The sequence below is a fragment of the Amycolatopsis sp. NPDC051106 genome (genome assembly GCF_040682775.1).
Classification (GTDB): Bacteria; Actinomycetota; Actinomycetes; order Mycobacteriales; family Pseudonocardiaceae; genus Amycolatopsis.
Genome location: NZ_JBFBBQ010000001.1, coordinates 102,279 through 121,095, shown reverse-complemented (window position 1 = coordinate 121,095; position 18,817 = coordinate 102,279). Strand labels below are relative to the sequence as shown.

19 protein-coding genes are annotated in these 18,817 nt (G+C 70.5%); 4 read left to right on the top strand and 15 right to left on the bottom strand.

The features are described 5' to 3' along the window. Positions 1–29 precede the first annotated feature (29 nt). The 12 genes from AB0M83_RS00530 to AB0M83_RS00475 form a co-directional block, all read right to left on the bottom strand. Positions 30–1,307 (bottom strand): hypothetical protein, encoded by a 1,278-nt coding sequence (locus AB0M83_RS00530; protein WP_364510252.1) that lies wholly within the window; start codon positions 1,305–1,307, stop codon positions 30–32. Beyond that, positions 1,301–1,906 carry an ABC transporter ATP-binding protein gene (locus tag AB0M83_RS00525; protein ID WP_364510249.1) on the bottom strand — a complete coding sequence of 202 codons (606 nt, stop codon included), beginning with the start codon at positions 1,904–1,906 and terminating at the stop codon, positions 1,301–1,303. Before AB0M83_RS00525 ends, AB0M83_RS00530 begins: the two co-directional genes overlap by 7 nt. Beyond that, the gene (locus AB0M83_RS00520) at positions 1,903–2,778 is read right to left on the bottom strand and encodes an LLM class F420-dependent oxidoreductase (protein ID WP_364510246.1); all 876 of its coding nucleotides are present in this window, start codon (positions 2,776–2,778) and stop codon (positions 1,903–1,905) included. Before AB0M83_RS00520 ends, AB0M83_RS00525 begins: the two co-directional genes overlap by 4 nt. Before the next feature lie 13 nt (positions 2,779–2,791). Then, the gene (locus AB0M83_RS00515; RefSeq protein WP_364510244.1) at positions 2,792–3,640 is read right to left on the bottom strand and encodes a TIGR03621 family F420-dependent LLM class oxidoreductase; all 849 of its coding nucleotides are present in this window, start codon (positions 3,638–3,640) and stop codon (positions 2,792–2,794) included. A gap of 61 nt (positions 3,641–3,701) precedes the next feature. Then, the gene (locus AB0M83_RS00510; RefSeq protein ID WP_364510241.1) at positions 3,702–5,522 is read right to left on the bottom strand and encodes a phosphoenolpyruvate carboxykinase (GTP); all 1,821 of its coding nucleotides are present in this window, start codon (positions 5,520–5,522) and stop codon (positions 3,702–3,704) included. A 293-nt stretch (positions 5,523–5,815) separates the two neighbouring features. Further along, positions 5,816–6,526 (bottom strand): hypothetical protein, encoded by a 711-nt coding sequence (locus AB0M83_RS00505; RefSeq protein ID WP_364510238.1) that lies wholly within the window; start codon positions 6,524–6,526, stop codon positions 5,816–5,818. 104 nt (positions 6,527–6,630) lie between these two features. Further along, positions 6,631–8,469 carry a dynamin family protein gene (locus AB0M83_RS00500; protein WP_364510235.1) on the bottom strand — a complete coding sequence of 613 codons (1,839 nt, stop codon included), beginning with the start codon at positions 8,467–8,469 and terminating at the stop codon, positions 6,631–6,633. Further along, on the bottom strand, positions 8,466–8,855 hold the full coding sequence (gene grpE / locus AB0M83_RS00495; RefSeq protein ID WP_364510232.1) for a nucleotide exchange factor GrpE: 390 nt from the start codon (positions 8,853–8,855) through the stop codon (positions 8,466–8,468). The genes AB0M83_RS00500 and grpE overlap by 4 nt, the downstream gene beginning before the upstream one ends. A gap of 18 nt (positions 8,856–8,873) precedes the next feature. After that, positions 8,874–9,488 (bottom strand): TetR/AcrR family transcriptional regulator, encoded by a 615-nt coding sequence (locus AB0M83_RS00490; RefSeq protein ID WP_364510229.1) that lies wholly within the window; start codon positions 9,486–9,488, stop codon positions 8,874–8,876. Then, positions 9,485–9,964, bottom strand: coding sequence for a hypothetical protein (locus AB0M83_RS00485; RefSeq protein WP_364510227.1), 480 nt, complete (start codon positions 9,962–9,964; stop codon positions 9,485–9,487). Before AB0M83_RS00485 ends, AB0M83_RS00490 begins: the two co-directional genes overlap by 4 nt. Positions 9,965–10,009: 45 nt before the next feature. Beyond that, positions 10,010–10,657, bottom strand: a complete 648-nt coding sequence (locus AB0M83_RS00480) for a hypothetical protein (RefSeq protein WP_364510225.1) — start codon at positions 10,655–10,657, stop codon at positions 10,010–10,012. A 59-nt stretch (positions 10,658–10,716) separates the two neighbouring features. Further along, on the bottom strand, positions 10,717–12,225 hold the full coding sequence (locus AB0M83_RS00475; RefSeq protein WP_364510804.1) for a dynamin family protein: 1,509 nt from the start codon (positions 12,223–12,225) through the stop codon (positions 10,717–10,719). Between the two features lie 204 nt (positions 12,226–12,429). On the opposite strand from AB0M83_RS00475, the gene AB0M83_RS00470 reads away from it, so the two are divergent. Continuing rightward, positions 12,430–13,581, top strand: a complete 1,152-nt coding sequence (locus AB0M83_RS00470; RefSeq protein ID WP_364510801.1) for a sensor histidine kinase — start codon at positions 12,430–12,432, stop codon at positions 13,579–13,581. Beyond that, on the top strand, positions 13,578–14,234 hold the full coding sequence (locus AB0M83_RS00465; RefSeq protein ID WP_364510222.1) for a response regulator transcription factor: 657 nt from the start codon (positions 13,578–13,580) through the stop codon (positions 14,232–14,234). Before AB0M83_RS00470 ends, AB0M83_RS00465 begins: the two co-directional genes overlap by 4 nt. A 35-nt stretch (positions 14,235–14,269) precedes the next feature. Here the strand turns inward: AB0M83_RS00465 and AB0M83_RS00460 are convergent, their stop codons facing one another. The 3 genes from AB0M83_RS00460 to AB0M83_RS00450 form a co-directional block, all read right to left on the bottom strand. Further along, positions 14,270–15,118, bottom strand: coding sequence for a hypothetical protein (locus AB0M83_RS00460; protein ID WP_364510220.1), 849 nt, complete (start codon positions 15,116–15,118; stop codon positions 14,270–14,272). Positions 15,119–15,348: 230 nt separating this feature from the next. Further along, a complete protein-coding gene (locus tag AB0M83_RS00455) occupies positions 15,349–16,260 on the bottom strand; it encodes an SDR family NAD(P)-dependent oxidoreductase (RefSeq protein WP_364510217.1) in 912 nt (303 codons plus the stop codon). Next, complete coding sequence (locus AB0M83_RS00450; RefSeq protein ID WP_364510214.1) at positions 16,257–16,844, bottom strand: TetR/AcrR family transcriptional regulator; 588 nt, start codon at positions 16,842–16,844, stop codon at positions 16,257–16,259. Before AB0M83_RS00450 ends, AB0M83_RS00455 begins: the two co-directional genes overlap by 4 nt. Positions 16,845–17,041: 197 nt before the next feature. On the opposite strand from AB0M83_RS00450, the gene AB0M83_RS00445 reads away from it, so the two are divergent. Together AB0M83_RS00445 and AB0M83_RS00440 are read left to right on the top strand one after the other, a co-directional pair. Further along, on the top strand, positions 17,042–17,980 hold the full coding sequence (locus AB0M83_RS00445; protein ID WP_364510211.1) for an ABC transporter ATP-binding protein: 939 nt from the start codon (positions 17,042–17,044) through the stop codon (positions 17,978–17,980). A gap of 17 nt (positions 17,981–17,997) precedes the next feature. Then, complete coding sequence (locus tag AB0M83_RS00440; RefSeq protein WP_364510209.1) at positions 17,998–18,747, top strand: ABC transporter permease; 750 nt, start codon at positions 17,998–18,000, stop codon at positions 18,745–18,747. Positions 18,748–18,817: the final 70 nt, after the last annotated feature.

Below are 18,817 nucleotides of genomic sequence, written 5' to 3'. Positions count from 1 at the left end.
GGTGCTCCCTTCGTCGCAACGAGCGTAGGTCAAACGGCGGCGGACAGCACCACGATGCCGACGAGGAGGAGGTCGGGACCCCGGAAGAGCTGCCGGGTCAGGTTGGCCGGCATCGGCCCCATCGGGGTGTCGACAAAGCCCGGATTGGCGTAGTCGACGGCCGTTCGCGTGACCGTGCGCAGGATCGACAGCACCGCCAGCGGCACGGCGAGCCAGGAGCCCAGGCCGAACGACGTCCCACCCGCGAGGGTGACCACGGCGAGCACGCCCGCCCAGAGCAGGCCGGCGACGGCGAGCACCACGCCGTGCGCCAGCACCAGCTCCCGGTTCGCCGATCCCAGCCAGCGGCGGCGGCCCGGGTTGCGCCACAGCTCGCCGAGCCCGGCGCCGAACGGCGTCAGCGCCACGTACGCGCCGAGGCCGGCCAGGACCGCGCCCGGCAGGGTCGGCAGCGCGATGTGCGCCACGACCACCGCGAAGCCGACCAGCACCGCCGCTCCGGCGTAGCGCGACCGGCCGAGCGTGCCTGCCACGGCCAGCCGCAGCGGAGTCGGCGGCCGGAGGGAAAGCCCGATCGGCGCGGACGGCGGGAGCAGCATCATCGGGTCGAGGAAGGTGACGGCGACCGACCGCAGCACCCGGCCGTCCCATCCGGCGAGCAGCGCGGCCCGGCCCGCGCGCGGCACCGGCTCGCCGCCGAACGCCAGCGGCAGCGCCGCGACCAGCACGCCGGCCGCGACGAACTGCACGGTCACCGGGCCGAGGCCGAGCGCGGCGATCGCCAGCCCGAGCACCGCGAGCGCCAGCGGGCCGATCGCGTCGAACCGCAACGACGTCCGCCTCGCCGAAGCGAACGCGACCACCGCGGTCGCGGCGACGACGGCGATGCCCGCGCGCCATTGGTCGAGGCCGGCCCCGCCGACGGCGAGCATCAGCGCGGCCAGGTACCCCGTCACCGCCACCACGCCGGTCCAGGCACCGAGCAGCCGCAGCGTGACGACGCGGCCGCGGTCCACCGGCGCGAAGTCGAGCCAAGTCAGCTCGGCCGGCTCGACCCACACGAACCCGCGGCGCAGCAGGCCGCGCCAGCCGACCGCGCAGCAGAGCGTGAGCAGCCCGAGCACGGCCGGGAAGTCCACAACGGACGAGCCGTAGACGGCCTGGCGCCACGCGTCGACGTGGAAGAACGCGGTGAAGAGGAACCCGAAGCCGAAGAGGAAGACGAACGAAGCCGTGTCGCCGCTGAAGATCCCGCCGAACCGCTTCCGGCCCGGGATCCGCATCCGGCGCGGGGCAAAGGTCACCACAGTTCTAGGACGCTGTCCGCGGCTTCGAGGAGCGGCGGGTGGTGCGTGGCCACCACGACCGCCGCGCCGGCCGCCGTCGACCGGGCGATGACCTCGACCAGCCACTCCTTGCCCGCGGTGTCGAGCGCGCGCTCCGGCTCGTCGAGCAGCAGCACCCGGTGCGGGCGCGCGGTGACGCCGAGCAGCAGCAGCCGGCGACGCTGGCCCGCGGAGAAGTGCCCGGACGTGACGCGCATGCGTTCCCCCAGGCCCGCGTCCCGCAGCAGCTCCTCGTGGTCACCGAGGTCGGCGCCGAACGTGCCGGACAGGAGCTCGAGGTGCTGCACCGGTGTCAGCTCGGCGAAGAAGTCGGAGTCGTCGAACAGCACGGACACCTTGCGGCGGAACTCGACGTCCCGCTCGTCCGGCGCCTGGCCGTCCACGAGCACGCGGCCCCGCTGCGGCTTCTGCATGCCGTAGAAGCAGCGCATCAAAGTCGACTTGCCGACACCGTTCGGCCCGACGATCGCGGCGCACTCGCCGGGGTCGACGGAGAAGTCCAGGTCGTCGAACAGCCACAGTTCGCCGGCCCGGACGCCGATGCCCTTCGCGTCGATCATCGGAGCGCTTCGAGCACCGGGGCGAACTGCTCCATGTTCTGCTCCAGGACGGTGTAGTAGGTCAGGCCGAACCGCTCGCGGTGCGCGTGGAGCTGCTCGGCGACCTCGGCGGGCGAGCCGATCAGCGCGGTCGGCACCTCGGCGAGCTGGTCGGCGCTCAGCACGCCCTTCGTCAGCTTCGCCAGCTCTTCGAGGGCCGCCGCGCGGTCGTCGGTGATGTGGACGAAGTGGCAGAGCAGGTTGAACTCGGCGCCGCGGCCACCGAGCTTCGACCGGACGAACCCGACGCGTTCCTCGATGTCCTCCGCGCTCGCCGGGACCAGCGCCCCGCCGTCCGGGGTCTTGGCCGTACCGGTGAAGCCAATGATGTCGGCGTGCTCGGCGGCGAGGGTCAGGATGCGGTCGCCGCGGCCGGCGAGCAGCAGCGGCGGCCCTCCGGGACGCACCGGTGCCGGCTTGTGCTCCGGATCGGCGTACCGCCGCTTGAGCTCGGCGATCGTCCGCTCGAGGTGGTCGACGCGTTCGCGCGCGGACGGGAACGGCATCCCGGCGGCCTCGAACTCTTCCTTGACGTACCCCGCGCCGAGCCCCAGCTCCAGGCGGCCTTCGGTGAACTGGTCCGTGCCCGTGACGTCCCGCGCGAGCAGCGTGGGATTGTAGAAGGGCGCGTTGAGCACGAAGGTGTTCAGCTTGACGCGCGAAGTGACCTCGCCGGCGAGCACGAGCGCCGGGAACGGCGGCGCCATGCCGAGGTGGTCGGCCGCGGACAGCACGTCGTAGCCGAGGTCCTCGACCTTGCGGCACTTTTCGACCCATGCGGCACGGCTGTCCGGTACGACCATGTTGACGCCGAAGCGGAATTCCCCAGTCATACGACCAACGTACTCAACGGCCGCGGAGGCGCTCGATCACCGGGGCGAGCCTGGTCAGGTCGTCTTCGAGCACCGTGAAGTAGCTGGCGCCGAGGGTTTCGCGGGTGCGCAGCAGCTGCTCGGTCACCGCCTCCGCCGAGCCGGCGAGGACCGTGGCCAGTGCGCCGAGCTCCTCGATGGCGAGGTGCGGCACGAGCCGGTGTGCCGTCTCCAGGGCCGCCCGCCGGTCATCGGTGATCCGGACGAAGTGGACCATCAGGTTCAGCTCGGCGTCCCGGCCGCCGAGCACCCGCTTCACGAAGCCGGCGCGCTCGGCCAGCGCGGCGGATCCGGCCAGCGCCAGCCGCCCCTCGGCCGCGCCGGGCGCCGTGCCGGTGAGGGCGATGGTGTCGGCGTGCGCGGCGGCGAAGGTCAGCATCCGGTCGCCGCGGCCGCCGAGCAGCAGCGGCGGCCGCGGGCGGCCGGTGAACGCGCGCTCGAGCTCGGTGACCACGTCGACGAGCCGGCCGAACCGGCGGCCGGGTGTGCCCCAGTCGATCCCGGCGGCTTCGAACTCCGCGCGGACGTACCCGGCGTCGATCCCGATCTCCACCCGGCCGCCGGTGAACTCGTCGAGCGCGGCGAGGTCGCGGGTCAAGACCACCGGGTTGTGGAAGCTCGCGTTGAGGACGTAGGTGTTCAGCCGGATCCGCTCGGTGGCCTCGGCGGCGAGGAGCAGTGCGGGCACCGGCGCGACCCGGCCGAGGTGGTCGACCACTCCGACGACGTCGTAGCCGAGGTCCTCGGCCTGGCGGCATTTCGCCACCCACTCGGCCCGTGAGCCGGGCACGTACAACGCCACCCCGAAGCGGAACGGTCTCATGAAGCCGAAAGTACAGGGAAGGGGACGTCCCGCAGGACGTCCCCTTCTCCGGTCACCAAGCTCAGCTCAGGCGCTGGGCCAGCGCGTCGAGCTCGTCACGCAGCGAGGTCGGCACCTCGCCGATCTTCTGGAACCACTCCTCGATCAGCGGCAGCTCCTCGCGCCACTCCTCGGGCTTGACGTCCAGGGCGGCCTGGATGTCCTCGATCGGCTCGGTCAGGCCCTCAGTGTCGAGGTCCTCGGCCCGCGGCACGAAGCCGATCGGCGTCTCGACCGCGTTGCCGCGACCCTCGACGCGCTCGACGACCCACTTGAGGATCCGCGAGTTCTCGCCGAAGCCCGGCCACAGGAACCGGCCGTCGTCGCCGCGGCGGAACCAGTTGACGTAGAAGATCTTCGGCAGCTTGTTCGCGTCGGCGTTCTTGCCCAGGGTCAGCCAGTGCTTGAAGTAGTCACCGGCGTGGTAGCCGAGGAACGGCAGCATCGCCATCGGGTCGCGGCGCACGTTGCCCACGGCACCCGCGGCCGCGGCCGTCGTCTCCGACGACATGGTGGCGCCCATGAACACGCCGTGCTGCCAGTCGCGGGCCTCGTTCACCAGCGGCACCGTCGTCTTGCGACGGCCACCGAAGAGGATCGCCGAGATCGGCACGCCCTTCGGGTCGTCCCACTCCGGCGCGAGGATCGGGCACTGCGACATCGGCGTGCAGTAGCGCGAGTTCGGGTGGGCGGCCTTCTCGTCGGAGTCCGGCGTCCAGTCCTGGTTCTTCCACGACGTGGCGTGGGCCGGCTTGTTCTCCATGCCCTCCCACCAGATGTCGCCGTCGTCGGTCAGGGCGACGTTCGTGAAGACCGTGTTGCCCTTCTCGATGGTGCGCATCGCGTTCGGGTTGGTGTGCCAGTCGGTCCCCGGCGCGACACCGAAGAAGCCGAACTCGGGGTTGACCGCGTACAGGCGGCCGTCCTCGCCGAAGCGCATCCAGGCGATGTCGTCGCCGAGCGTTTCGGCGCGCCAGCCCGGGATGGTCGGCTGCAGCATGGCCAGGTTGGTCTTGCCGCAGGCGCTCGGGAACGCCGCCGCGACGTAGTGGACCTTGTCCTCGGGCGAGATCAGCTTGAGGATCAGCATGTGCTCGGCGAGCCAGCCCTCGTCGCGCGCCATCACCGAAGCGATGCGCAGCGAGTAGCACTTCTTGCCCAGCAGGGAGTTGCCGCCGTAGCCCGAGCCGTAGCTCCAGATCGCGCGCTCTTCGGGGAAGTGCGAAATGTACTTCGTCGTGTTGCAGGGCCAGGAAACGTCCTTCTGGCCCGGTTCGAGCGGCGCGCCGACGGAGTGCAGCGCCGGCACGAATTCACGCTCGCTGCCATCCGGAGCGACGAACTTGTCGAGGGCCGCCTTGCCCGCGCGGGTCATCACGCGCATCGACGCGACAACGTAGGCGAAATCGGTGATTTCGATACCCAGCTTGGGATTCTCGTCGGCGAGGGGACCCATGCAGAAGGGGATGACGTACATCGTGCGGCCGCGCATCGAGCCCCGGAAGAGCTCGGTCATGGTGGCCTTCATCTCGGCCGGGTCCATCCAGTTGTTGGTGGGACCGGCGTCCTCGGGACGCTCCGAACAGATGAAGGTGCGGTCTTCGACGCGGGCGACGTCGGTGGGGTCGGAAGTGGCCCAGAAGGAGTTGGGCTTGGACTTGAGCTGCACGAACGTCCCGGCCTCGACCAGCTCCTGGTTGATCCGGGCGGCTTCTTCGTCGGACCCGTCGACCCACACCACGCGGTCCGGGGTGGTCAGTTCGGCGACCTCCCGGACGAAGGACAGCACGCCGGTGTGCGTCGTCGGCGCGGTGTCCAGTCCGGGGATGGCGACTGCGGTCATCTCTACTCCTGACTTCCGACGACAAACAAGCCCGCACCGGAACGACGCTGTCCCGGTGCGGGCCTCATTGCCGGCGACCGAATGGCTTCGCGCACCGGCTGGCGAACCGGTGTGCGGATTTTGGGATTCTTCGAGAGTAACCGCATGACCGGCAGGTAACAGAGAGCTGACGTGTACGTTCTCTCACAGGACCGATAAGGGGATCGATTCAGAAGGTCGCTTTCTTTTCATTGACGACATGAAGAAAGCCCGAGACCGGAATCTCGGGCTTTCAAACTGTGACCTGGGTTACTTCAGTTGGGGGAGATCCACTGCCCGGTGCCGGAGTCGATGCGCGCGACGCCTTCGAGGGTCTGCGTGCCGGCCGCGCCCCACGCCGCGTCGTCGGCCGGGTCGCCGAGCTGCTCGCCGCTGCCCGGGTCCAGGAGTCCACTGTTGACCTCGGTCCACTGGCCGGGTCCACTGTGCTCGAACGTCGTGGTCGTGCCGTCCGCGTCGGTCTGCACCGCGATGTCGGCTTCGCCGTCGCCGTCCTTGTCGGTGAAGGCGATCGTGCCGCCGCTCTTCGTCTCGACGATGGCGGTGTCGTTGTGGCCGTCGTGGTCGGTGTCGATCGTCGCGGCGCCCGCGTCGACCTCGCCGTCCGGCATGTCCGCGTGGATGTGACCGCCGGAGCCGTCGTCGCGGCCGCCGGTGTCCGAGTCGTCGTGGCCGCCCCCGGAGGCCTCGACCCATTCGCCGCTGGCCTCGTCGTAGACGGCCTGCTCGACGACGTGCCCGGTGTCGTCCAGCACGGCGTACTGGTCGGCTTCACCATCGTGGTTCGTGTCGATGAAGGCTTGCGAGGTGCCGTCGTCGTGTTCGACGATCGCGGTGTCGTTGACGCCGTCCTCGTTCACGTCGTAGTTGACCTCGGCCTGGTACTCCTGGCCGTCGACGTGGACGGTCATCGCCTCGGTGCCGCCGGCATCGGTGTCGCTGCCGCCGCTCTCGTCGACCCACATGGGAACTGCCCCCTTTGAACCGGGTAACGCCGTCTCTGACCTGCTGTCGGAGGGTATGACTCACCGTAGGCCCGTTCGGTTCCGCTCCACAACCGGGCGGCCGGTCAGGCGGTCTTGTCCCGCAGCGCCCGGATCCGGTTCAGGAAGGCTTCGGCCCGCTCGCGTCCGTCACTGACCTCTTTGAGCCGCTTCGACACGACCGCGATCTTCTTGGCGCGCTCCTGAGCGCCCATCTTGATCGTCTTGTCGACTTCCTTCAGCTCGGCTTCGATCGCGTCGATGCGTCGGCCGAGCGCCTCGTCCAGCGCCATCGACAGCTGCTGTTCGGCCTCGATGAGCTGCTCGGCGACGAGCTGGTCGAGCGTCGAGCGGGCGTCCGCGATGGCTTCGACGAGCCACTGCTTCATGTGCTGCTTGTCGGCCGCGTGCTTGCGCGTGCGCGCCATCCACCAGCCGGCGCCGAGGCCGATGATGATCGTCGCGGGCAGCACGACGGGGTTGAGGATCGCGACGCCGGCCAGCGGCAGCGCGGCCACCTTGCCGGCGCCGACCCCGCCCGAGATGCCCATGAAGACGAGCAGCTTGTCCTCGGCCGTCGGCGGCTTCTTGTCCGGCGGCCGCAGCACGACCGGCGGGCCGCCGGCCCGGGCGAACTGCGCGCGGATGACGTCGAGCTCCTCGGCGGAGAACAGCTCCGACAGCGAGACGTTGGTGACGTGGTTCAGGCGCTGGGAAAGCAGCATCGAGATCCGCTGCGACGTCGTCTGCAGCGCGATGTCGACCTGCTGCGGCAACGCGGTGAGCTCGTCGCGCTTCGCCGCGTCGATCAGCTGGCGGAAGTGGGTCTGCGCGTCCCGCATCTGCCGGCTGCTTTCGTGCAGGACCTCGACGCGCGTGCGCTGCACCTCGCCGCGCAGCTTCAGCTGCCAGCCGCGGGTCGACGTCCGGCGTTCGGCCTGCAGCTGGTCACGGCGTTCGCGCAGCTGCTCGGCTTCGGCCTCACCCGCGGACAGCGCACGGCTCTCGGCCTGCAGCTTCGCCTTCAACTCGCCCAGCGCGCTGGAGAGCGCGCGCAGCGTGTTCGCCTCGCCGAGCATCGCGGAACGGCCGACGAGCAGCTCCTGCAGCGCCGTCTGCACCGCGGCGACGCCGGACTTCTCCCGCAGCATCGCGGCCATCTGCTCGTTGGGCGCCTTCGCCGCCGTCTCGAACATCCGCGCCGACACCGGGTGGAACACCGAATCGGCGAAGCGCGGCGCGTGGTCGCGCAGCAGCTGCCGGTCGGCTTCCATGACCTCGCGCCAGCCGCGGAACATGTCCACCTTGGTCAACGCGAACACGACGGTCTCGACGCGCTCGCCGACGTCGCGCAGGAACTGCAGCTCGGTCGAGGTGAACGGCGCCGACGCGTCGACGACGAACAGCAGCGCGGTCGCGCCCGCGGCGGCTTCCTTCGCGAGCTCGCCGTGCATCGAGTCGAGCCCGCCGACACCGGGGGTGTCGACCAGCGAAAGCCGCTCGAGCAGCGGCACCGGCCCGGTGACCTCGACGTAGCGCGGCGGGATCTGGCCGGGTGGTAGTTCGTGCGCGGCGGAGACCCAGTTGATCAGCTGGCCGAGGTCGATCGGCACCGGCGCCAGCTGACCGGGGTAGCAGGCCTGCGCGCCCCACGCGTCGGCGTGGTCGAAGACGAGGTAGGTCGCGGTGGCGACGTCGGCGTCCACAGGAGACAGTCCCGGCGTCGCGAGCAGCGCGTTGACCAGGGAGCTCTTCCCGCGGTTCGTCTCACCGACGACCACGACGGCCGGCTTCTTCGGCCGGGCCGCGCGGACCTGCTCGACCCACTTGGCGGCGGCCGGATCGGCGTCGCGGACGACGGTCAGCAACTGGTCTCGCGCCGCCGCGACCTGCGCGGGCAGGCTCGGCGCGGTGGGGGCGCTCACGAGGTCTTCTTCGCGTAGACGGTGACGATCGGGGCGCGCAGCAGCCGGTCGTGGTCGGCGAAGCCGGTGACTTCGGTTTCGGCCACGATGCCCTCGAGCGCCGGGTCTTCGGTGGGGATCGCGCCGCCGGCCTCGTGCCGGGCCGGGTCGAACCGCTGGCCGTCCGGCCGCAGGGCCTGGACGCCGATGGCGGCGAGGCCTTCTTCGAGCCGTTGGACGACGCCGCCGCTGCGGGCGCGGTCCAGCGCGTACAGGCACATCTGGATCAGCGCCTGGCGATCGGCGAGAGCGCGCTCCAAGTCGGTGACCTGCTGCTGCAAGGGGTGCACATCGGTGTCCGACGCGGCGGCCCCGCGGTCGGTTCCGTCCTTGCGAAACCACGCCATGCGGACAGTGAACCTCATTCAGCCGCCGGCCGGGGGTGGAACCGGACGAAGGAACCGGATCAGGATCGTCCGGAGGATCGCCTGTTCGGCGGCCAGATCGAGGTCCGGGTCGAGGCTCGCCCGCGAGATGATCGCGTCGAGCAGCCCGGCGACCCAGCCGGCGGCCGCGCGCGACGGGAGACCCGGGTCGATCAGCCCGGCGTCGGCGGCCCGCTCGACCAGCACGGCCAGGCCGTCGCGGAGGGCACTGTCGTTGCGGTGGATCAGCTCCGCGAACTCGTCGTCGCGGGCGGCCTGCGCGGTGGCCTCCAGCACCAGCCGGCCGACGGCGGGGTGCGCGAGCTGGCCGGCCAGCTCGGCGACGACGTCGAGCAGCGCGGCCCACGGGTCGTCGGCCTTCGCCGCGGTTTCGAGGCGGCCGGCCGTCTCGACGGCGTCGTCGGTGAAGATCGCCGTGAACATCGCGCGCTTGTTCGGGAAGTAGTGGAAGAGGCTGCCGGAGCTGATGCCCGCGGCCCGGCAGATGTCCGCCGTCGTCGTCCGCTCGAAGCCCTTCTCGGCGAAACAGCCCGCGGCGGCGTCGACGATCGAGGCGCGCTTGGCCGCGTGCTTGGCCGGGTCGACCGTCCTCATCGCTCGACCGGCGGTTCGTCGCGCCAGGGATAGCCGTGCTCGGCGAAGGCGGGCGCCAGCTCGTGGTTGCGCAGGTCGGTCTTCTCGCGGGCGATCTCCCGGCCGTCCGTGGTGCGCAGGACGAGCTCCTTGCCGTCGAGGTAGACGGCTTCGAGGTCGGCCTCGATGCGCCGGGTCTTGTCGCCGCGGACCAGCGTGACCCGGGTCGGGGACACCGTGACGACCAGGCGCTCGGCTGCCCAGATGACCGCGAACACCAGGCCGAGCACGAGCCCGCCGGCGACCGCGGCGAGCGTCGCCCACGGCTGCGGCAGTTTCGTGAGGACCTTGAACACGCCCTGGAACGGGAAGGCGTCGAGGCCGCTGACCCACGCGGCGACGGCCCACACGCCCACGCCGAGCACGCCGCCGGCCAGCGGGCAGCCGATCCAAGACGCGGTACGCAGCCACGACGGCTCATCGACGGTCGTCTCCATGCCGCCTATTATTAGACCGCGTACTCGGTTTATGAAAGCCGGGGCTCAGACCAGCTCGTCGATCACCCCGCGGAGCACGGCTTCGAGTCCGGGGCCGTCTTCGGCGAGGCGAGACGAGACGAGCAGCTGGTCGTCGGCCGTGCGCAGCCAGATCGACCCCGCGACGGAGATCTCGATGACGTTCAGCCGGAACGGGTAGGCGCGCCGCCCCAGCCGGACCTCGGCCTCGCGCACCAGCTGGCCGAGCCGTTCGCCGGCCACGATCTGGCGCCGGTAGAAACCGGGCGCCCACGGCGTGCCACCCGACGGCTCGCCGGCACCGCGCAGGGCCGGCCCGCGCGCGTTGGCGAAGTGGCGGGCCGCGGCCGGGCCGAAGACGTCGAGCGCCTGCCGCATCGCCGACCCCTGCGCGAGCGCGGGCCTGCCGTAGCGGGTGCGCGGGCTGCGGGGGTCCGGGTCTTCGCGGTTGCGGAGGAAGGCCAGGAGGTCGACCCACCAGTCGGCCCACTGCGCCTGGACGGCCGCGCGATCGATCCCGGGCGGGACGTGCACCGGGACCTGCGGCTCCACGGGCGGCAGCACCTGTCCTTCGGAAACGGACAGCGCCAGGGCGTCACGGATGTACAGCGCGACGTCGATCTCGTTCTCGCTGCTCCACCCGGCTCGCCACGATGTCGTGTTTTCTAGGCGCACGAGTCAACAGTACGCGGAAAAGCCTGCCTACCAGCACAAGTCGGCAAGGTGAAACAAGCTCACCCTTCGCGCACCTGTTGCCAGATCAAGAAGTACGCCCGGTGCACGACGTGCGCGACGCGGCTCTGCGCGGGCGTCGCGCCGAAGGACGCGAAGGACCGCCACCAGCCCGCGCGTTCGAGCGCGTGCGCGGCCAGCTCCGCTCGCGGCGCGCCGGGCTTGCCGAGCTGAGCGCCGATGTCGGCGTTGCTGCCCACCCGCAGCACCTCTTCCGACAGGTCCTCCGGCATGTCGACCGCGCCGGAGGCAACCAGCGTCAGGGCTTCGAGCAGCCGCAGCTGGTGGGCCTCGGGCTTGGCGAGCAGGACCTCGATGGCGTCGTGGACGCGCTGGCGCTCGGCCGGGTCGGCCGAGGCGTGCGCGAGCGCGGTGACCGACGCGAGGGCGGCGGCCGCCTTGATGCCGTCGGCGCGCGCGGCGAACACGATCGACAACCGCTGCCGCACGGCTTCCAGGCCCGACGCGTCGAGCAGCGAGCGCCGCAGTGAGCCCGCCGTGATCTCCGGTTCCTTGCGGATGGCCTCGACGGCGTGCGAGACGCCGAACAGGTCGAGCTTCTCCAGCAGCCGCAGCCGCGTGCCCGACGGGACGTCGCACTCCCAGCTGGTGAAGATGTCGGCCGAGATCAGCATGGTCTGCAGGACGTCGTCGTCGAGGTCGGCGAGCTGCCGCAGCGCCTCGGCGTCGGCGGAGGTGAACCCGCCGGACTCGGCGGATTCGGCGATCAGGCCGATCACCGGGAGCACGTCGGCGACACGCGGCTTGAGCGTCGACGCCTGCTTCTCCGAGAGGATCGTCGCGGCCTTCCAGATGTCGCCGCCGGAGCCTTCGACCGACTCCGGCGCGATGGTGTCGGCCTTGTTCAGCACGGCGATGGCGTTGACCGGGCCGGCCTCGCGGCTCGCGGTGGCCGCGGTGAAGGCGGCGAGGGCTTGCTGGTCGTCGGCGCGGACGCCCTGGGTGACGACGTAGAGGACGGCCTCGGCGCCGGCGACGGCGTTGCGTGAGGTGTCGTCGAGCTCGTCGGAGCCTTCGTCTTCTTTGCGGTGCTTCGCGGCGCCCAGGAGCTGCTCCGTGCGAGACACCGAAGCGGCGTCGAGCGAGCCGAGGCCGGGAGTGTCGATCACCGTCATGCCCTGAAGGACCGCGTTGGTCAGGTACGCCTCGATGTGCGACACCGTCGTGATGTCGACACCCAGCTCGGCCGGGATCATGCCGTCGGAGGCGAAGGGGAGCACCTGCTTGCGGCCGTCGGTGAAGACGATCTCGACGCGGTCGACCGTGCCGTACTGGAACCGGGTCACCAGCCGCGTGCACTCCCCGATGTCGGTCGGCGCGACCCGGCGGCCGATCAGCGCGTTGACCAGCGTGGACTTGCCCGACTTGATCCGCCCGGCGACGGCCACCTGCAGCGGCGCGCCGAGCCGGCGCAGCACCTCCGCGAAGCCGGCCGCGGTGCGCGCGGAGACCTGCGACTGCAGGCGGTGACACAGGTTGGCCACCGACATCGACAGCGGACCCGCGAGCCGGCCCTGCTCCGGTGACGTCACGGCCCCCAGCCCTCCCGTCGTACGGACAACCCCGTGAATCGTGCCATGTCCCTCATCCGCAGGTCGCACCGAAGGTGGTACCGGCGACCGACGCGCGTCCTCCACCCCGCGACCTAGTGTTGTGTGGTGCGACGGCTGAGCCTCTGGATGCGTGCCCACCCCATGGCGGGCGACACGGTGCTGGCCGTCCTGCTGGGCTTCGTCGACCTGCTGGTGTTCGTCGCCGACCAGTTCACCGAACTGCCGGAGCTGCCGCCCTGGTACGTCGCCGTGCCGATCGACATCGCGATGGTCGCGCCGCTGGTGTTCCGCCGGAAGTCGCCGCTGTGGTCGGCCTACGCCGTGCTGGTGGTCAGCGTCGTGCACGCGACGCTGATGCTCGGCACCGCCAGTGCCGCCGGGCTGGCGATGAGCATCTACTCGGTCGTCGTCTACGCCGGGCGGCGGCAGGGGCTGCTCTTCGTCGGGGCGGTCATCGTCTCGTCGGCCGTGCAGCTGGCGCTGGAGCCGCCGGACGACGAGCTCGTCATCGCGGTCGTGCTGCTCGCGTTCGGCATCGCCCTGTGCTGGACCCTCGGTGAGTTCGTCGGCGCGCGGCGCGCCTACGACGTGGAAGTGGAGGCCAGGTTGCACCTGCTCGAAACCGAACGGGACCAGGCCACCCGGATCGCGGTGGCCGAGGAGCGCGGGCGGATCGCGCGCGAGCTGCACGACGTCGTCGCGCACGCGGTGAGCGTCATGGTGGTGCAGGCCGACGGCGCGTCGTACGCGATCCAGAGCGATCCCGAGCTCGCGCAACGGGCCGTGCAAACGATTTCCGAGACCGGCCGCGGCGCCCTCGGCGAGCTGCGGCGCCTGCTCGACGTGCTCCGCAGCGACGACGCCGACGGCGAGCCCCGCGTCCCGCAGCCGGACGCGCACGCGCTCGCCGAGCTGGCCGACCGGATGCGCACGTCCGGGGTGCCGGTGGAGCTGGAGACCGACGACCTCGGCGACCTGCCCGCCGGCGTCTCGCTGGGGATCTACCGGATCGTCCAGGAGTCGCTGACCAACACGCTCAAGCACGCCGGCCGCGGCGCGACCGCGGCGGTGCGGGTGCACCGCACCGGCGACCTGGTGGAAGTACTGGTGTCCGACGACGGCGCGGGTCGCGTCCCGCAGCTGGCCGGTTCTTCGCACCGCCTCCCGGGCGGCAACGGTTTGATCGGCATGCGCGAGCGCGCGCACGTGTACGGCGGGACCCTGGACGTGGGTCCGGCTCCGGGTGGTGGGTGGCAGGTCCGCGCGGCGCTGCCGGTTAGGTTGGACAAGTGATCCGTGTCGTGGTCGTCGACGACCAGGAACTGATGCGCGTCGGGTTCCGGATGGTGCTGGGCGCGCAGGCCGACATCGACGTCGTCGGCGAGGCCGGCGACGGTGCGCAGGCGATCGAACTGGCTTCGCGACTGCGGCCGGACGTCGTCCTGATGGACGTCCGGATGCCGGTGCTCGACGGCGTCGAGGCGACCAAGCGGATCGTCGCCGCCGGCACCGCGCGCGTGCTCGTGATGACGACGTTCGACCTCGACGAGTACGTCTATTCGGCGTTGCAGGGCGGGGCGAGCGGGTTCCTGCTCAAGGACACCCAGCCCGGCCACCTGGTGTCGGCGCTGCGGGCGGTGGCTTCGGGCGACGCGGTGGTCTCGCCGTCGGTGACACGCCGGCTGCTCGACCGCTTCGTCGGCACCGGCGGTGCGCCGATGCGGGACACCGCGGAGCTGGACGTGCTCACCGACCGCGAACGCGAGGTGCTCGTGCTGATCGCGAAGGGCATGTCGAACCTGGAGATCGCGGAGTCGCTGTTCCTCTCCGAAGCGACGGTGAAGACGCACGTCGGGCGGATCCTGGCGAAGCTGGAGCTGCGGGACCGGGTGCAGGCCGTGGTGCTGGCCTACGAAACCGGCCTCGCCCGCCCCGGCCTCGCCTGAGTTCTCAAGCCGCACTTTCTCTAGGAAAGATGCGCTCAGAGGCCGCCCGGACGCATCTTTCCTAGAGAAAGTCCCGCCTGAACGGCCGCGACCACTCGCTTCGGATCGCCGTACAAGTCAGCCTTGGTGACGATCACGAAGCGCCATCCTTCGGCCTCGATCGCAGCGCGGCGCTGCGCGTCGAGGCGCGGCTGGATCCCGTCGAGATGCCACTCGCCGTCATACTCGACAGCCAGCTTCTGCGCGGGAAACGCCAGGTCGAGACGGCCGAGAAAGCCACCTGACGCCGTGACGACGTCGACTTGGACCTCGGGCTTGAGCCCGGCGACGGTGAGCCACACCCGCAGCTCGGACTCGGGCACGCTCTCCGCGCGCGCATTCGCCAGCGCGACCGCTTTCCTGGCTCGCACCATTCCGTTGTCGCGGCGCGGTCTGAGATAACGATGCAGCTCGGCCAGGTCCACCAGCCCGCTGCTGAGAAAGGCGTCGAGGTAGCCGACGGTCCGGGGAAGCGAACGATGAAGCCTGGTGTTCGTGGCGACGTCCAACGCGAGCCGCAGAGGCGTGGCGAGCTGGATGTCCCCCCACGGCTCGCTGTCGATCACCCGGCTGGTCCGCCGGATGTGCAGTCCGGCCTGCCGGTCGAACTGCAGGTTCTCGGGCACGACGAACTCGACCAGGTCCTGCGGACCGACCAGCTCAAGGCCCCAGATGGCCGCAGCCGAGCACCCGGTCAGAACGGCGTAACTCGGTGCGAGCAGAGCAGCAGCCCTGCACCGCACCGAGTGCGTGACTTCAGTCGTCGAGGCGATGTAGACGTTCCGGAACAAGCGGGTGAACGACGGAGACCGCAAGTCGCGCAACGTCAACACGTCTTCGGCCACGGCCCGGCTCCCGACGAAGGGATCGGCGAAGTCGACCAGGTCTCTACTGCGAAGGCGAACCACCCGTCAAATCTGCGGCGCACCACCGACGAACAGCGCCATCGAAGATCAACTACAGCTGAGTTGTCCACATCCCCCGAAATCCCTCCACAACCCCGCATCTTTCCTAGAGAAAGTGCCGTCTTGAGGCCCCGACCCGGCACTTTCATAGAGAAAGTGGCGGTTTGGGGCTAGCGGAAGTTGGTTGGTGGGGTGGTTGCCGGGTCCTTGCCCGCGTGGCGGACTTCGGTCAGCCAGCGGCCGAAGTCCGGGCGGTCGCCGTCGATGTCCGTGTAGTCGTACTCCTTCATCAAGGTCCAGGACGCCAGTGTCCGGCCGGCGAAGCGGGACACCTCGGCGTCTTGGGCCAGGGCCGCCACGCCGCGGGCCAGCAGGTACGGCGTCTCGGAGATCTTGAAGTCGACCGGGGCCAGCTTGCCCACCGCGTCGCGCCAGTTTTCCTCGGTGACCTCGAAGTGGTCCAGCATCGACTCCGACCGCAGGAAGCCCGGCGTCACCGCGAGCCCGACGCAGTCGTTCTTCTTCAGCTCCACGCCCAGCGCCCGGCCGAGCGCGCGGATGCCGCACTTCGCCAGGTAGTAGGGGAGACCCGCGCCGACGTAGTCGTCGTTGTCGCCGTCGGTCACCTCGATGACCAGGCCGCGGCGGGCCACCACCAGCGGCAGCAGCTTGTGCAACGCGATCAGGTGCGTGTCCAGCGCGTTGTGCGTCAGGTTGAGCGCGTCTTCCAGTGGCGTCTCCCAGAACGGCGCGTCGAAGTGGAAGTACATGTCACCGCCCCAGACGTCGTCGACCAGGATGTCGATTCCGTCCACTTCGGACTCGATGCGCGCCTTCAAGGCGTCCACATCGGACACCGACGTGAAGTCGCAGCGGACTACGACCGCGCGGCCGCCCGCCGCCTCCACCAGTTCGCCCGTCTCTTCGATCGTCTCCGGGCGCTTCAGCGGTGACGCCGATTCGCGCGTCGTGCGGCCGGTGACGTACACCGTCGCGCCCGCGCGGCCCAGCTCCACCGCGATCGCCCGTCCGCAGCCCCGGGTCGCCCCCGTGACGACCGCGACCTTTCCCTTCAAGCTCATGAATCCTCCCGTCCCCGCCACGCGGACAGCACCGCGTCGACGTCCTCCGCCAGCCGGTCGGCCAGCCGCCCGTGCGGCCGGATCGACCAGTCGATCGACACCCCGTTGATGACCCCGAGCACCGCACGGGCCGCCCTCGGCACGCTCGGCGCGTGCGGCAACGACGACGCCGCCTCACGCACCAGCCGCCGCAGTTCTTCTTCGACCGCCGTGAAGTGCTCGCCCAGCAGCGACCGCAGCACCGGGTCGCCGATGTCCACGCCGAGCTGGCCCAGGTGGTTCGCCGCCTCTTCGGCGTCGCCCAGCACCGCGTAGACCGACACCGCCGCGTCGCGCAGGCCGTCGACCGGGTCGTCCGCCCGCTCGGCGCACTCCCGCATCTGCTCGACCGCCCGCCGTGTGGCCCGCCGGCTCATCTCCTGCAGCAGGCCGCTCTTCGAGCCGAACCGCTGCGCGACCGTGCCGACCGAGACGCCCGCCTCCGAAGCCACCTGCGCGAGCGTGAAACCGGGGCCGCAGCGGCCGATCACGGTCTCCGCCGCACTCAGCAGCCGCTCGTCGGTGATGCTCCTCGGCCGGGCCACGCCATTATTGAACCACAGTTCATTAATGGCCGCGAATCAGGGTCGGGTCAGGGTCATCACCCATCGCGCATCGGCCGAAGAGCCAGCAAGGTACTACTCAGGTAGGGGGGCCGGTTAGGCCTGCAGGGTGACGCGCGAACCGCCCCCGACCCGCGACGATGAACGCGTCGTAAGCGAGGGGCGGAAGAGGAGCAGTCATGATCGAGGCAACCGGCCTCACCAAGCGGTACGGAAAGACACTGGCGGTGAACAACCTGTCGTTCTCCGTGGCCGCGGGTCAGGTCACCGGCTTCCTCGGCCCGAACGGGGCGGGCAAGTCCACCACCATGCGCATGATCCTGGGCCTGGACAACCCCACGGGCGGTCAGGTCACCATCGGGGGCAAGAAGTACCACCAGCTCAAGGAACCGCTGCGCACGGTCGGCGCGCTGCTCGACGCGAAGTGGGTCCACCCCAACCGCTCGGCGCGCGCCCACCTGCAGTGGATGGCGAAGTCCAACCGCATCCCGGTGAGCCGCGTCGACGAGGTGCTCGACACGGTCGGCCTCACCAACGTCGCGGGCAAGCGCGCCGGCGGGTTCTCGCTCGGCATGTCGCAGCGGCTCGGCATCGCGGCCGCCCTGCTCGGCGACCCCGAGGTGCTCCTGTTCGACGAGCCGGTCAACGGCCTGGACCCCGAGGGCATCCTCTGGATCCGGAAGTTCATGCACCGGCTGGCCGAGGAAGGCCGCACCGTCTTCGTGTCGAGCCACCTGCTTTCGGAGATGGCGCTGACCGCGAGCAACCTCGTGGTGATCGGCCGCGGGGAGCTGATCTCGCAGTCCTCCACCGAGGACTTCGTCTCCCGCGCCGCGGAGAACACCGTCAAGGTGCGCTCGCCGCAGCTGGCCGAGCTGCGCGACGCCTTGCAGCGCGCCAGCGCCGGGGTCGTCGAGGAGGCGAACGCGCTCGTGGTGTCCGGGATGGACAGCGACAAGATCGGCGAGATCGCCGCGTCCAACCGGATCGTGCTGCACGAGCTGAGCCCGCAGACCGGCTCGCTCGAGCAGGCCTTCATGCAGATCACCGGCGACTCCGTCGAGTACCACACCGGTCTCGACGCCGAGGCGCAGCACGTGCTCGAGTCCGCCAAGTAACCGGGGAACCCAAGATCATGAACTTACTCGCGGTAGAACGCATCAAGCTGTTCAGCACCCGCTCGCCGTGGTGGTGCGCGCTCATCACCCTGGCCCTGACCATCGGCTTCGCCGCCATCATCGCCGGCGCGACGCCGGCCGACGCGCAGCTCACGCTGCCGGCCACCCAGTTCGGCGGCTCCCAGTTCGGCATCGCCGTCGTCATGGTGCTCGCCGCGCTCGCGGTGACCACCGAATACCGCTTCAACACCATCCGCACCACGTTCCAGGCCGTGCCGCACCGCTCGCCGGCGCTGGTCGCCAAGGCGATCGTCGTCGCGCTCGTGGCGCTGGTCATCGGCGAGATCGCCGCGTTCGGCGCGCTGGGCCTCGGCATGCTCATGCGGCCGAACGACGACCTCGGCCTGCACACCGCGCAGGACTGGATGAACGTCGCGGGCCTCGGCCCGGTGTTCGCCCTCAGCGCCGTGCTCGCCGTCGCGCTCGGGATCCTCATCCGGCACAGCGCCGGTGCCATCGCCCTGCTGCTCATCTACTACTTGGCCGTGGAGGAGCTGGTGCAGCTGATCCCGAAGGTCGGTGCCCACATCCACGAGTGGCTGCCGTTCAACGTGGCGAACAAGTTCCTGCGCGGCTCAGCGGTCGTCGACGGCCCGCCGCCGTCGGACTCGCCGCTGAGCCCGGGCTGGGCGCTGGCGTACTTCGCCGGCATCGCGATCGTGTTCCTGCTCGTCGCACTCGGGGTTGCGAAGAAGCGGGACGCATAAGGGGGATAAGGGGAGAGAAACGGGAATCCGGGTCGCGCTGTCGGGGGGCGACCCGGATTCCCGTTTCTCG